This window comes from Methylotuvimicrobium alcaliphilum 20Z, assembly GCF_000968535.2.
GTDB classification, from domain to species: domain Bacteria; phylum Pseudomonadota; class Gammaproteobacteria; order Methylococcales; family Methylomonadaceae; genus Methylotuvimicrobium; species Methylotuvimicrobium alcaliphilum.
Window position 1 is genome coordinate 1 of sequence record NC_016112.1, and the last position, 13898, is coordinate 13898.

Annotated in this window: 10 protein-coding genes; all 10 read left to right on the plus strand. The window is 47.4% G+C overall.

What is annotated here, in order from left to right:
* The first annotated feature begins 155 nt into the window (after nucleotides 1–155).
* The 10 genes from dnaA (at nucleotide 156) to MEALZ_RS00055 (ending at nucleotide 13764) form a co-directional block, all read left to right on the plus strand.
* The gene (gene dnaA / locus MEALZ_RS00005) at nucleotides 156–1472 is read left to right on the plus strand and encodes a chromosomal replication initiator protein DnaA (protein ID WP_014146523.1); all 1317 of its coding nucleotides are present in this window, start codon (nucleotides 156–158) and stop codon (nucleotides 1470–1472) included.
* Nucleotides 1473–1657: 185 nt separating this feature from the next.
* Nucleotides 1658–2758, plus strand: coding sequence for a DNA polymerase III subunit beta (dnaN, locus tag MEALZ_RS00010; RefSeq protein ID WP_014146524.1), 1101 nt, complete (start codon nucleotides 1658–1660; stop codon nucleotides 2756–2758).
* Between the two features lie 457 nt (nucleotides 2759–3215).
* A complete protein-coding gene (gene recF / locus MEALZ_RS00015; RefSeq protein ID WP_014146525.1) occupies nucleotides 3216–4295 on the plus strand; it encodes a DNA replication/repair protein RecF in 1080 nt (359 codons plus the stop codon).
* Between the two features lie 45 nt (nucleotides 4296–4340).
* Nucleotides 4341–6755: a DNA topoisomerase (ATP-hydrolyzing) subunit B gene (gene gyrB / locus MEALZ_RS00020; protein ID WP_014146526.1), complete on the plus strand. Its 2415-nt coding sequence runs from the start codon at nucleotides 4341–4343 to the stop codon at nucleotides 6753–6755.
* 458 nt (nucleotides 6756–7213) lie between these two features.
* Nucleotides 7214–7411: a DUF2283 domain-containing protein gene (locus MEALZ_RS00030; protein WP_014146527.1), complete on the plus strand. Its 198-nt coding sequence runs from the start codon at nucleotides 7214–7216 to the stop codon at nucleotides 7409–7411.
* Between the two features lie 93 nt (nucleotides 7412–7504).
* Nucleotides 7505–7888: a hypothetical protein gene (locus MEALZ_RS00035; RefSeq protein WP_014146528.1), complete on the plus strand. Its 384-nt coding sequence runs from the start codon at nucleotides 7505–7507 to the stop codon at nucleotides 7886–7888.
* Between the two features lie 84 nt (nucleotides 7889–7972).
* Entirely contained in the window at nucleotides 7973–9229 is a 1257-nt protein-coding gene (locus MEALZ_RS00040; RefSeq protein WP_014146529.1) for a TolC family protein, read from the plus strand.
* Complete coding sequence (locus tag MEALZ_RS00045; RefSeq protein ID WP_014146530.1) at nucleotides 9226–10401, plus strand: efflux RND transporter periplasmic adaptor subunit; 1176 nt, start codon at nucleotides 9226–9228, stop codon at nucleotides 10399–10401. The genes MEALZ_RS00040 and MEALZ_RS00045 overlap by 4 nt, the downstream gene beginning before the upstream one ends.
* Complete coding sequence (locus MEALZ_RS00050; RefSeq protein ID WP_014146531.1) at nucleotides 10401–13466, plus strand: efflux RND transporter permease subunit; 3066 nt, start codon at nucleotides 10401–10403, stop codon at nucleotides 13464–13466. Before MEALZ_RS00045 ends, MEALZ_RS00050 begins: the two co-directional genes overlap by 1 nt.
* On the plus strand, nucleotides 13459–13764 hold the full coding sequence (locus MEALZ_RS00055) for a DUF3240 family protein (RefSeq protein ID WP_014146532.1): 306 nt from the start codon (nucleotides 13459–13461) through the stop codon (nucleotides 13762–13764). The genes MEALZ_RS00050 and MEALZ_RS00055 overlap by 8 nt, the downstream gene beginning before the upstream one ends.
* Nucleotides 13765–13898: the final 134 nt, after the last annotated feature.

Consider the following 13898-nt stretch of genomic DNA (forward strand, 5'->3'; position numbering starts at 1 on the left):
TTCAGGTGATTGTTAACAAAAACGGATAAAAAAGATCCGGGATGATAGAATAAACGCCGGTTTATGTCAATTATGTCGGCACTGATTTGATTGCTGTATAGTGGCATATTTTTTTTATAATATCATCTATTTACTCTTCGCTATCTTCTTAAATAATGAGTGCACTCTGGAACAACTGTCTCGCTAAACTTGAAAATGAAATTTCTTCCTCGGAATTCAGCACCTGGATTAGACCCTTGCAGGCAATCGAAACCGACGGAAAACTCAAGTTATTAGCGCCGAACCGGTTTGTGCTGGATTGGGTAAAAGAACATCATTTCGCCAAACTGGAAGAGGCAATACAGCAATTTTCCAATGGTTCTTTAAGCTTGCAACTAGACATCGGCTCGAAAAAAGCCATTCCGGCTCCTACACCGCAGCCTACCAAAGCCCCCGATACCAAAAAATCACGTCCTAACTTTCTTAATAAAGCATTTATTTTCGATAACTTTGTCGAAGGTAAATCCAACCAATTGGCAAAAGCGGCTTCTATTCAGGTCTCCGAAAATATAGGCAAGGCATACAACCCGTTATTAATTTACGGAGCCTCCGGTTTAGGTAAAACGCATCTGATGCATGCAATCGGTAATGCGATTCTGCAACATAATCCGTCGGCGAAAATTGTTTATCTGCACTCCGAAAAATTCGTGCAAGATATGGTCAAGGCTTTACAACAAAATGCGATCGATACTTTCAAGGAATATTATCGAGGAGTCGATACCCTGCTAATTGACGATATTCAATTTTTTGCCGGCAAGGAACGCTCTCAAGAAGAGTTTTTTCATACCTTCAACACGTTGTTGGAAAAAAAGCACCAGGTCGTTTTAACCTGCGATAAATACCCGAAAGAAATCGTCGGTTTGGAAGACCGTTTGAAATCGCGCTTCGGCTGGGGATTACCGGTTGCAATCGAACCCCCGGACCTTGAAACTCGTGCCGCTATTTTAATGAAAAAAGCAATGATGGCGGGTGTCGATCTACCTCAGGAAGTCGCGTTTTTCATCGGTAAAAGAATTCCTTCGAATGTAAGAGATCTCGAAGGCGCATTACGACGAGTCATTGCCAATGCGCAATTTACCGGACGCGAAATCACCACCGAATTTACCAAAGAAGCATTGCACGATCTGATTTCCTTACAAGATAAGCTCGTCAATATCGATAACATCCAAAAAACCGTAGCCGAATATTTTAAGATTAGGGTTGCGGATTTATCGTCGAAAAATCGCCGGCAATCTATTACCCGACCACGGCAAATTGCTATGTGTCTAGCTCGTGAATTAACTTCGCACAGTTTTCCGGAAATCGGCGAAGCATTCGGTGGGCGCGATCACACCACGGTAATTAATGCTTGTAAACGCATTGCCTCCTTACGCGACTCGGATGTAAAGCTTGAGGAAGATTATTTAAACCTGTTGAGAACATTGTCGCATTAACGGTGTTTAACTTGTGGATAAGTACAGTCTTTAGCAGAAGAGAGTCGTTATCCCCTTTTTATCAAGCGCTTATCCACAGCTTTAAACTCCGGTTCTAAACAAGATAAGTTATTGATAAGTATGAAATTAAATGACTTATCACGCTTTTTTAATAGGCTAATAGTAAATATAAATAAATATCTTATATGAAATATATTATTAATAGAGAACAGCTATTGGTTCCATTGCAGCAAATTGTCAGTGTGATTGAAAAAAGGCAAACCATGCCGATTTTGTCGAATGTACTGATGGTTTTTCGTCAAAACAGCCTGTTAATGACCGGTACCGATCTTGAAGTACAAATCGTCACCGAAATTGCGATAGAAAATACGACTTTTGCCGAAATTACTTTACCCGCTCGAAAGTTTCTCGACATCTGTCGCTTGTTGCCGACCGGTGCCGATATCAAATTAGAAGTCGCCGACGATAAAGTTAAGGTGCTCTCCGGACGTAGCCGCTTTATTTTAAGTACACTGCCTGCCGAAAATTATCCGGAATTTTCAGAAACCGAGTTAGATCATCGGTTTACCATCAATGCAGGACTTTTTAAAAAAGCGCTCGAAAAAACCGTTTTTTGTATGGCGTCTCAGGATGTACGCTATTATCTCAACGGTTTATTGCTCAACATTTCCAATTCGCGTATTAAACTCGTTGCATCCGATGGCCATCGTTTATCGGTTTTTGAAGACAACTTAGAAAATCCAGCCGGATATGAAGCGCGTATCATCCTGCCCAGAAAAGGGGTCATGGAATTGGTGCGTTTATTGGATGATCCTGAAATTGAACTTGCCGTTGAATTTTCCAGTAATAACATAAGGGTTACGATCAATAATACGATCTTTTCAGCTAAATTGGTCGATGCCAAATACCCCGATTTTAACCGTGTCTTTCATCAAGATTTTCTAACGCCGATTCATATTCAACGTCAGTTATTAAAAGATGCATTGACTCGAGTGGCGATTTTATCGAATGAAAAATACAAAGGTGTGACTTTCGACCTTTCTTCGGATTCGCTGAAAATCAGTGCGCACAATCCTGAACACGAAGAAGCCGAAGAAGAAATTGTTACCGATTATGTCGGCGAACCGCTTTCGATTGCGTTTAATGTGCAATATGTGCTTGATGCCATTTCTAATATCGATTCGGAAATTTCAGAGTTGACGATTGCAAGTAATTCCAGTTGCTGCATTATTGACGAACCGGAAACTAGGTCTTATCGATTCATCGTGATGCCGATGCGTCTATGATCTTTGCTTTATGCAATTTTGGGGAGCTTTATCAATGGAAAAATGAAGCCTTTGAAGTCAACTGAATCAGTTATTGCCTCGACATGCTTTTTTTACTGTGAAAGTTCGTAGATTGAGACTCTTTATCTAATTTTTCGATATGAAAAACAATGCCGGTTCCGAAGAGGGGCGGTTGCTCGTCCGACAGGCGTCGGCGGCAAGGATAGCCGCCGTCGAGCCTACACTGACGTATTCACAGCGTCCTGTCGGGCGAGTGACCGCACCCTTAGCTAACCTAAGCTTTCATTTTCCGGGGCGATGACCTGGCTTTCATGAACGTTAAGGTCAACTTTTCACTAACTTCCTGAAATTTCTAAATCGCAGTCATTATTAAATGTGGAAGCAACAAAAAAACGAGCTTGTTGTTCATCTAACCGGTGTTAACCGCGTGCTTTTTTTGACTAGCAACTAATAAACGATGAGTTTACAAAAGCTCGACATTTTTAATGTTAGAAATATTCGGCAAGCCAGTCTGCAACCATCGCCCGGACTCAATTTAATTTACGGGGCTAATACCAGCGGTAAGAGTTCTGTCCTTGAAGCCATATTCATTCTTGGCCGGGCACGTTCTTTTAGAACCACACATATCAAACAAGTCGTAAATTTTGATCGAAACGACTTAATCGTATCGGGTAAAGTGTTGCAACAGGGCGGGCGCAGCAGTTGCCAACTAGGCGTACAATTCGATGGGAAGGTTTCTGAAATCAGAATTCAGCAATTACCTAATCAACCCCGGCATTTGCTTGCTTATGCCTTACCTATTCAATTGATTGAGCCTAAATCTTATCGTCTATTGGATACCGGGCCTCAAATCAGAAGAGAATTTATCGATTGGGGGACTTTCAATGAAAACGAACAATTCCTCTTGGCTTGGCGGCAGTACAAAACCGCATTGAACCAACGTAATGCCTTAATCAAACAAAAGCAAACGCATTCCATCCAAGTCTGGAATAATGAATTGGTTAATTACGGTACAATAGTCGATCAATATAGACGAGCCTATTTACAAAGGCTTGAGCCGGTTTTTCAAGAATTTGTCAGTCGATTTCTCGGTACTGAAACTGTTCAATTCGATTATTTATCGGGTTGGGATAGCGGTAAAGGCTTTCGCCAATCCTTGGATGATGACCTCGATCGTGATCTGCGCTATAAAGTGACGCATAGTGGACCGCATCGTGCCGACCTCATTGTTTCAGTTAACAATCGACTCGCCAAGGACTTTGTATCGCGCGGGCAATTAAAATTGTTAGTCTTATGTTTAAAGCTTGCGCAAGTACAATTATTGTCGACCCATCAGAGTAACAATGTCTGTGTTTTAATCGATGATTTTACTGCTGAATTGGATACAACTAAAAGAGCGCTGTTAATCGAATATTTACAAGCAATGGATGTTCAGGTTTTTATGACGGCCACTGAGCTGTCTGAATATGGCGATTTGAGTAAACTTAAAAACTATAAAATGTTCCACGTGGAACATGGTGAAATTAAACAAGCGTAATGTTTCACGTGAAACATTGGTACATTGAGAAGGTAGTAAACACACATGAGCGAAAATATTAAGCAGTACGATAGTACGAATATTCAGGTACTGAAAGGATTAGATGCGGTCAGAAAAAGGCCTGGCATGTATATCGGCGATACCGATGACGGAACCGGCTTACATCATATGGTTTTCGAAGTGGTGGATAACTCGATCGATGAAGCCTTAGCCGGGTACTGTAAAGAAGTTAAGGTTATTATTCATAATGATGGTTCAGTGACGGTATCTGACGACGGAAGAGGGATTCCAGTCGATATTCATAAAGAGGAAGGGCGATCAGCTGCGGAAGTCATCATGACAGTGCTGCATGCCGGCGGTAAATTCGATGACAACGCCTACAAGGTCTCGGGCGGATTACATGGCGTAGGTGTTTCTGTGGTAAACGCTTTGTCCGAGGAGTTGAATCTGGAAATCAGGAAAAACGGAAAGCTCTATAAACAAAAGTATCAAATGGGTGAACCGCAAGCACCATTGACGGAAATCGGTCCGACCGAGGGTAGCGGAACTAAAATTAATTTTAAACCGAGCGATCAGACCTTCGGCGATGTCGAGTTTCACTACGATATCTTGGCGAAAAGACTCAGAGAATTATCGTTTTTAAATTCCGGAGTCAGAATTTGCATGGAAGACGAACGCACCAATAAACAAGATGTCTATGAATTCGAAGGCGGCATTAGCGCTTTCGTGGAACATTTAAATAAAAATAAAACGCCGTTATTTCCCGAAGTATTTCACTTTAGCGCCGAAAAAGAAGGTGTGACTGTCGAAGTCGCGATGCAGTGGAACGACTCATACCAGGAAAATATTTTTTGTTATACCAATAATATTCCTCAACGAGACGGCGGCACGCATTTAGCCGGATTTAGAGGGGCGTTAACCCGTACCATCAATCAATACATCGAAAATAACGGTTTAGCGAAAAAAGAGAAAGTCTCGACGACCGGTGATGATGCAAGAGAAGGCTTGACGGCAGTGCTTTCAGTCAAAGTCCCTGACCCTAAGTTTTCCTCACAGACCAAAGACAAATTAGTTTCATCGGAGGTAAAACCTTTGGTCGAATCGACGATGAATGAGAAATTACAGGAATTTTTACTAGAAAAACCGCAAATCGCCAAAGCGATCGTCAATAAAATCATCGATGCGGCCCGAGCCAGAGAAGCGGCTCGAAAAGCCAGAGAAATGACGCGCCGTAAAACCACGCTAGATATCGCTGGGTTACCCGGAAAACTGGCTGATTGTCAGGAAAAAGATCCGGCCCTGTCCGAATTGTTCATTGTCGAGGGTGACTCGGCGGGCGGTTCGGCGAAACAAGGCCGCGATCGTCGCACGCAAGCGATATTGCCGCTTAAGGGTAAAATCTTGAATGTCGAAAAAGCCCGCTTCGACAAAATGATCTCGTCAGAAGAAGTAGGCACCTTGATTACCGCGCTTGGTTGCGGTATAGGTAAGGACGAATATAACCTTGCCAAACTCCGTTATCACCGCATCATCATCATGACCGACGCCGATGTCGACGGATCGCACATCCGCACCTTGCTGTTGACGTTCTTCTACCGGCAACTGCCGGAAATCATCGAAAAGGGCTATATCTATATTGCCCAACCGCCGTTGTATAAAGTCAAGAAGGGCAAGCAGGAGCATTATGTAAAAGACGATGCGCAATTGAACGATTACTTGATCCAACTGGCGCTCGACAAAGCGGTGCTGCACACCGACGAAACCGCACCGCCGATACAAGGCCAAGGTTTGGAGAAATTGGCGAAGGAATACACAGAGGTACTAACCATTATCAATCGCTTAACCAGCCGTTACGACGATGTGTTTCTCGAACAACTGGTCTATATGGAGCGTGTGACCGACGAAATTAAACAAGACAAGGAACGCTTGGCGGCATGGGTGAGCCAATTAGCTGAACGTCTGTACAATCCGCAAAGCAAAATGGTATTTACGCTGGAGCTCGATTATATGTCGGCTGGAGACTACACGCTAACGGTAAACAAGCGCCATCACGGCAACACCAAAACCTTCGTGCTCCAAGCGGGATTCTTCGACAGCAAAGATTATCAGAAAATCGCGCAATACGCCGAAGACACCGCCGGAATGTTCGGCGAACAGTCTAATATCCGGATGGGCGAACGCCAACAGCCGGTCGAAAGTTTCAAACAAGCTTTCGAGTGGATGATGAAAGAAGTTAAAAAAGGCCAGCACATCCAGCGTTACAAAGGACTAGGTGAAATGAACCCGGAACAGCTCTGGGAAACCACGCTCGACGCCAACAGCCGCCGCATGTTGCAAGTCCGCATCGAAGACGCAATCGCCGCCGACGAAATCTTCACAACGCTAATGGGCGACATAGTCGAACCGCGCCGCGACTTCATCGTCAAGAATGCGCTGGATGTGACGAATTTGGATGTGTAGGTTTTTGGTCTAAAAAGGGGATTGTATACCCTTTGTTAGTCAAATTTCGGCGTCGGGGTGCCCGTCAAAGGACGCCGTGAATACGTCCATGTAGGCTCTGTGACAGCATCCCTGCTGTCAAAGCCTTTGCCGAACACCCCGCACCTCCACGCGTCAACAACGAAATTTGAGGTGCGTGGGTATAGTTCAGCATAATCAAACATACAGAGCTGAAAAAGAAGAGCAGTGAAGACAACAAAATACTTCCTGACAACCCGTATGAGACCGGATCGAGAGATTATCAAGGACGAATGGATTCAATACGTTGTCCGGTTTCCTGAAAATGAGCACATACAGTTCGATGGCAGAATAAGGCGATGGGCAAGAATTGAAGAAATGGGAGGCCGGTATCTGCGGGTAATCCTGTTGCCGGATGGGGAAACCGTACATAACGTATTTTTCGATAGAGGGTATAAACCATGAAAGTCAGCTATTTCGAAGATACCGACACCCTATACATCGAGTTCCGCAGCAGCGGGATAGTGGAATCCAAGGATTTGGATAAAAACACCATCATTGACGTTGATGCACAAGGCAACGTCTGTGCAATGACCTTTGAGCATGCAAGCCAGCGCACTGACGTTAATCATCTGATTGTTGAGGGTATTGCAGCATAATCACGGTAGGACGCGGTTAGGAACGAACCGCATTGATTGATACACGCCTGTTTTTTATTGCCACCAATCACTATTTGGCATAGCATAAGCCCCATGTCGACGCCCTTCAAAACAGCCTTAGTCATTTTTCTCGTGATCCTGCAATCGATCGCGCCGTTGGTGCATGCGCATCCGATGGTCGACGAGTTGTCGGACGGCGTGCACATGCCCGGCTTTGAGCAATTCAACGCCGCGAACGACGACGATGCATTGGCATTGTTCGACGCGTCCGTGATCGATTTGGATCAAGGCATTGAAACCGAAACGACGCTGCTGTCCGATTGGCTCCCTTTTGCCGTAGTGTTCGTTGCTTTCGTGTTTCCCGAACCGGATGAATGTCTCGGTTTCGAAGTTGCGTTTTCTCCACCGCCGAATGTGCTTTCCGGCCGAACCTCTTCCTCACCTCAAGCGCCCCGCGCACCACCCGTGCAACTGTAAACAGTTTATAGACCGTCGGATTCGCTGAATATCCGACTCGTTGTTTCAGTTGCGGCCCTGCTGCCGCATATTGCGGAGCTCAATATGATTCCCCTCAAGCCTTTAAAAGGCGCTTTGCTGTGTTGCTGCCTGCTGTCGACATTCGTTGTATGGGCAGACAGCGAAATGATCGTCGATCATTTCGATCCAATAGAGATCGAGCCGACCATGACTTTGGCCGGTTTGATCGATACCACTGCCGAACATTATCCCGATGCCGCATGGCTCAAAGCATTGGAAGACGAAGCGAAAGCGCTTGCTGAGCGCGGGCAAAGTTGGATAGCAGGACCTGCTACTGCAGATTTGTTTTTTTTGGAAGCGACCAGCGGTACCTTGCATATTCTCGATGCAGTAGTAAGCGTGCCTTTGTGGAACTTCGGGCAACGCGATGCCGAACAAAATATTGCTCAACGTGCCGATGACAGCAGGCAATCGCAAAGCCGGGCGTTCAAATTGCGTGTCGCTGGATTAGTTAGGTCGGCCTTATGGGATATCGCATTGACCGAAGTGCGTCAAGACCAGGCAAAAACCGATTATGAATTAACCGAAAAATTGGTCGGCAAGGTCAAGCGGCTTTATGAATTGGGTGACTTGGCCCGGGCCGATTTATTGCTTGCGCAAAGCGAATTGTTGCAGAAACGGTCGGTGTTGACCCTGGCGGAATCGGAAGTCATGCATGCCCGAAAGCGCTATACGAATTTGACGCGGACCGAAAAAATTCCGGCCGAATTCCATGAACCCTTGGTTGCGCTGAAAACAATCGAACAGCAACATCCCGCCTTGGCCGCGCTCAACAGTCAAATAGCCCGTAAACAAGCCGAACTCGAAGCGATACGTTTGACCGGCTCGGGTCAAACTCAGGTTTCTGTCGGCATCAACAGCGATCGGGGCAACAACGACCCGCGCAGTAACTATACCGAAAGTTTCGGTGTCGGTATTTCGGTACCGTTCGGCGGCAGCGCGCATCAGGCGCCGAAAATTGCCGCAGTCAATGTCGAGTTAAATCGTCTGATCGCCGAACGTGAGCAACTGTTTAGAGATTTGAAACTCGCCTATCACGAAGCCGAGCATGCGTTGGAAGTCAACCGCGCCGAACAGGCAACCGCCGATGAAATGAAGAAACTGGCGGAAGAACATTTGGATATGACCGAATTAAGTTTCTCGGTCGGTGAAATCAATCTGATCGAATTATTAAGAATCCGTGCCAGAACTCAACAAGCCATCCTAAATGCCAAAGAGCGTTCGGTGATCTTGCAGAGGGATATCGCACTATACAATCAGGCTGTTGGAGTGTTGCCATGAAACGAATCGTTTATTTAGTGTTAGCCGGCTTGATTTCGATTCAGGCCCCGGTTGCTGTTTTTGCAAAAGACGGTTGCGGCGAAGCCGATCTAAATTCGGCTATCGATAGCGGCTGTAAATTGCAGATTTTATCACCGGATACCGTTGAACTCAGTGCGGATCAGATCGCCAATCTAGGTATTAAACTCGGAGCGATGACTAAGGTAGACGAAATACCGGTCTTGTCTGCGTCGGCTCGAGTGATTGTTCCGCCGGATCAGGAGCGTATTATTAGCACCGCTGTATCGGGTTTGGTAAGCCGTATTCTTGTCGCCGAAGGCGATACCGTTAAACAGGGCCAATTATTGGCGCAGCTCAATAGTCCGGAATTATTGGCCTTGCAGCGCGACTATCTAAAACAAGTCAGCGAATGGCACTTGGCCGAAGCGGTTTACCGGCGAGACCGGACCTTGCAGCAAGAAGGCATTATTCCACAGAGCCGCTGGGAAGAAACCCGTAGCCGCTATCAAGTTGCCAAATCGCAAGCTCAGGAAGCCAAGCAATTATTGTTAAGTGCCGGGATGAGTGAATCGGAATTAACGCAGTTATTAGCGACTAGGCGATTGAACAGTCAATTGGCTGTATCGGCGCCGATTGCCGGTATCGTGTTAGAACGAAGATCCGTACCTGGTGAGCGACTCGCGGCAAGCGAGCTGTTGTTTCGAATTGCCGACCTCAAACAATTATGGTTACAGCTGGCGATTCCTCAGGATCGTGTCGACGAAATAAAACAGGGCGATAAAGTAAAGGTGGACGATACCGGGTTGATGGCCGAAATTGTCTTGCTCGGTCAACAGGTTGATCAACAATCCCAAAGCGTAATGGTACGCGCGCTCATACAAGGACCGCAAAGCGAATTGCGCCCGGGGCAGACCGTGAATACACAGGTCGTCAAAACAGCTGGTGCAAACATATTCAAAGTACCGCAGCCGGCGGTGGTAAACAGCGAAGGCCATGATTTTATTTTTATCCGTGTCGAATCCGGCTTTAAGGTACAAACTATCGAAGTGCAGGGAAGGCAAGATGGAGTAGTCTACATCGGAGGCGATCATCTCAACGGCAGCGAAACGATTGCGTTACAAGGCGCCGCGGCATTGAAAGCGCTTTGGCTGGAGTCCGGGAGCGCTGAGTGATGGGTCACTTGATTCGATTTGCACTGGCTCAGCGGATATTGATTGTTTTGTTTGTGCTGTTGCTGGCAGGCGGCGGCTGGTATGCATGGCAACGGATACCGATCGATGCGTTTCCGGAAGTCTCGCCGACTCAAGTCAAGGTGATCGTCAAAGCGCCGGGTATGACGCCGGAAGAAGTCGAGACACGGATTACCGCACCGATCGAAGTCGAGCTGCTGGGTATTCCCAATCAAACGATGCTGCGCTCGATCGCTAAGTATGCGCTAACCGATATCACGATCGATTTCGAGGAAGGTACCGATATTTATTGGGCGCGCCAGCAAATCGCCGAACGCTTGAATACGTTGTGGGCAGACTTGCCGGAGGGCATTGAAGGGGGGATTGCGCCGATGACGACGCCTTTGGGCGAGATGTTCATGTTTACCGTATCGGGAGGAGGCTTGGATCAGATGGAGCTACGTACCCTATTGGATTGGGTGATTCGACCGGCACTACGAACCGTGCCGGGCGTCGCCGATGTCAATTCGCTGGGCGGTACGGTGCGGAGTTTCGAAGTCGTGCCCGATTCGCTCAAAATGGCTGCCCGAAATATTACGACCGACCGTTTGATCGATGCCTTGAAGACCAACAATCGCAACGACGGAGCGGGACGTCTGCAAGAAGGCGAGGAAACCTTGATCGTTCGCGCGGAAGGGCGCATTCAGAAATTATCGGATGTGCGGGCGATAGTGGTCGATACCGTTTCCGGCATGCCGATTACGATTGGGGATGTTGCAGAGGTTCGTATCGGCGCACTGACCCGGTACGGTGCAGTTAGCCGTAACGGAGAAGGCGAGGTGGTTACCGGTTTGGTATTAAGTCTACGCGGAGCGAATGCCCGGCAAACCATCGATCTGGTCGAACAAAAACTGAACGGCATCAAAAAAACCTTGCCTGACGGCGTGAAAATCGGCGTTTTTTATAACCGAGGGGTATTAGTTGGACAAGCTGTCGATACAGTGATTACTGCCTTGACTCAGGCAATCGTATTGGTGCTGTTGATGCTGGTGTTGTTTCTCGGTAACTGGCGCGCCGCGTTAACCGTGGCATTGGTGTTGCCTTTGGCGGCACTGTTTACATTCATCATGATGAAAACGATGAATATGTCCGCTAATTTGATGAGTCTCGGCGGATTGGTCATTGCGATCGGTATGTTGGTCGATGCGGCGGTGGTCGTCGTCGAAAATATCATCACACAATTGGCGCACAAAGAAAAAGCCGAGCGTCTCCCGCGATTGCATGTGATTTACCGGGCGACCTGTGAAGTGGCAGTGTCGGTTACCTCGGGCGCATTGATTATCATCATCGTCTTTGTGCCGCTGTTAACCTTACAAGGTTTAGAGGGGAAATTATTCGCGCCTGTCGCACTCACGATCGTATTTGCTTTGGCCGCTTCCTTGATATTATCGCTGACCGTGATTCCGGTACTGTCTTCATATTTGTTGAAACAGGTATCACAAGATGAGCCCTGGCTGCCTCGGCAAATGCTTAAAGCCTATCGGCCGGCATTGCTATGGTGCTTGGATAACGGTAAATCGGTGTTTCTTGGCGCGGGCGGATTATTGCTGCTGGCTTTATTGTTGTTTAACCGAATCGGCAGTACTTTCATGCCGAGTATGGATGAAGGCGATATTATCGTGCAGTTGGAAAAGCTGCCGTCAATCACGTTGGAACAATCGGTAACGCTCGACGGACGCGTGCAAAAAGCGTTGCTGGAAAAAGTACCGGAAATTGCCGAAGCGATATCGAGGGTCGGATCCGACGAACTCGGTCTCGATCCGATGGGCTTGAACGAGACCGATACGTTTCTGATTTTAAAACCCAAGGATCAATGGCGGATGGCAAGTAAGGAACTGTTGATCGACGAGATTCGCAAGGTGCTCGATCAACTTCCGGGCATTTCTTACGGCTTTACGCAGCCGATCGAGATGCGCGTGTCGGAAATGCTGACCGGGACCCGAGGCGATGTTGCGGTCAAATTATTCGGTCCGGATTCGACCGTTTTGAATCGAAAAGCGGAGGAAATCGCAGCGGTGTTGAGGGGGTTAAAAGGTTCTAGCGACGTCTTTCTGAAACAAAACGAAGGCATGCAGTTTTTACAATTAAAGCTAGATCGTGCGGCGATCGGACGCTTTGGGTTGGATATCGATGCGGTCGAGAATCTGTTGAGAGCGCAGATCGAAGGTTTGAAGCTGGGTATCGTTCAGGAAGGTCAAGTAAGGACGCCGCTACTGTTGCGCGGCGCCGGCAGTTCGGCGAATTTCGCTAGTTTACCGATTGCGTTGCCGGGAGGCGGCTATGTCGCGCTGTCGGCATTGGCAAAACTCGATCGCAGCGAAGGTCTGGTGTCGATAGAGCGTGAGAAAACTCAGCGCTTCGCAGTCATTCGCAGCAATGTCGAAAACAGAGATTTAGTCGGTTTCGTCGACGAAGCGCGAATACAGGTTGCGCAACAAGTCGAACTGCCGCCCGGTTATTCGGTCGAGTTCGGCGGACAATTTGAAAATCAGCAACGGGCCGCTGCAAGATTGGCGATTGTCGTACCGATTGCGTTGAGCCTAATTTTTTTGCTGTTATTCGCGACCTTCGGCTCGGTTCGTCAAGCGACTTTGGTATTGTCGAATATTCCGCTAGCGATGATCGGCGGCGTCATTGCGTTGTGGTTGTCCGGCGAATATTTATCGGTACCGGCTTCTGTGGGGTTTATTACATTGTTGGGTATCGCGGTCTTGAACGGCGTGGTGATGGTGACCCATTTCAATCAATTATGCATAGCCGGCATGCCGGTCGGGAAGGCTGTCGTAGTCGGGTCGATGCGACGTTTGCGGCCGGTCTTGATGACTGCAGCAACGACGGCATTCGGTTTGTTGCCGATGTTGTACGCAACTGGACCGGGTTCGGAAATTCAGCGGCCGTTGTCGATCGTTGTGATCGGCGGCTTGTTGTCATCGACCTTTTTGACGCTGTTTTTATTGCCGATATTGTTTCAACGTTTTGGTATGGCAAAGGAGCTTAGCGATGAGTAGCCCTGAGTTTTTAGTCACATTGAATGTCGCGCCGGATCTTGAGGAGGCAGTCGTCGATTGCTTGTTGACGCTGGAATCCGAACACGGTTTCAGCAGTCTGCCGGTCTATTCTCATGACCACCGAAACGTCGGTTTGTCTTTGGCCGAGCAGGTGACCGGCCGTCAACGCAAAATCCGTTTTCAAATGTATCTGCCTGAGCAGGGCTTGGCCGAGCTGCTCGATAAATTGCGCGGCGAATTTTCGGGTTCGGGCATCAGCTACCGGGTATCGCCGGTACTCGATAGCGGCGTGATTTGATTTCTCCCGGCGCCTCCATACGCGAATACAGAAATTTGAAGTGCGAGGGTATCGCATAAGTCGGGCTTAAACCCATATAGGGACATTTAATAACTATTTCGTACCGAAACTATTGTCTTATCTTTCCGGTATTC

What these genes read in the sequence shown, in the direction of transcription:
- dnaA (WP_014146523.1), top strand. Translation starts at nt 156, where the DNA reads ATGAGTGCACTCTGGAACAACTGTCTCGCTAAACTTGAAAATGAAATT.
- dnaN (WP_014146524.1), top strand. Translation starts at nt 1,658, where the DNA reads ATGAAATATATTATTAATAGAGAACAGCTATTGGTTCCATTGCAGCAA.
- recF (WP_014146525.1), top strand. Translation starts at nt 3,216, where the DNA reads ATGAGTTTACAAAAGCTCGACATTTTTAATGTTAGAAATATTCGGCAA.
- gyrB (WP_014146526.1), top strand. Translation starts at nt 4,341, where the DNA reads ATGAGCGAAAATATTAAGCAGTACGATAGTACGAATATTCAGGTACTG.
- MEALZ_RS00030 (WP_014146527.1), top strand. Translation starts at nt 7,214, where the DNA reads ATGAAAGTCAGCTATTTCGAAGATACCGACACCCTATACATCGAGTTC.
- MEALZ_RS00035 (WP_014146528.1), top strand. Translation starts at nt 7,505, where the DNA reads ATGTCGACGCCCTTCAAAACAGCCTTAGTCATTTTTCTCGTGATCCTG.
- MEALZ_RS00040 (WP_014146529.1), top strand. Translation starts at nt 7,973, where the DNA reads ATGATTCCCCTCAAGCCTTTAAAAGGCGCTTTGCTGTGTTGCTGCCTG.
- MEALZ_RS00045 (WP_014146530.1), top strand. Translation starts at nt 9,226, where the DNA reads ATGAAACGAATCGTTTATTTAGTGTTAGCCGGCTTGATTTCGATTCAG.
- MEALZ_RS00050 (WP_014146531.1), top strand. Translation starts at nt 10,401, where the DNA reads ATGGGTCACTTGATTCGATTTGCACTGGCTCAGCGGATATTGATTGTT.
- MEALZ_RS00055 (WP_014146532.1), top strand. Translation starts at nt 13,459, where the DNA reads ATGAGTAGCCCTGAGTTTTTAGTCACATTGAATGTCGCGCCGGATCTT.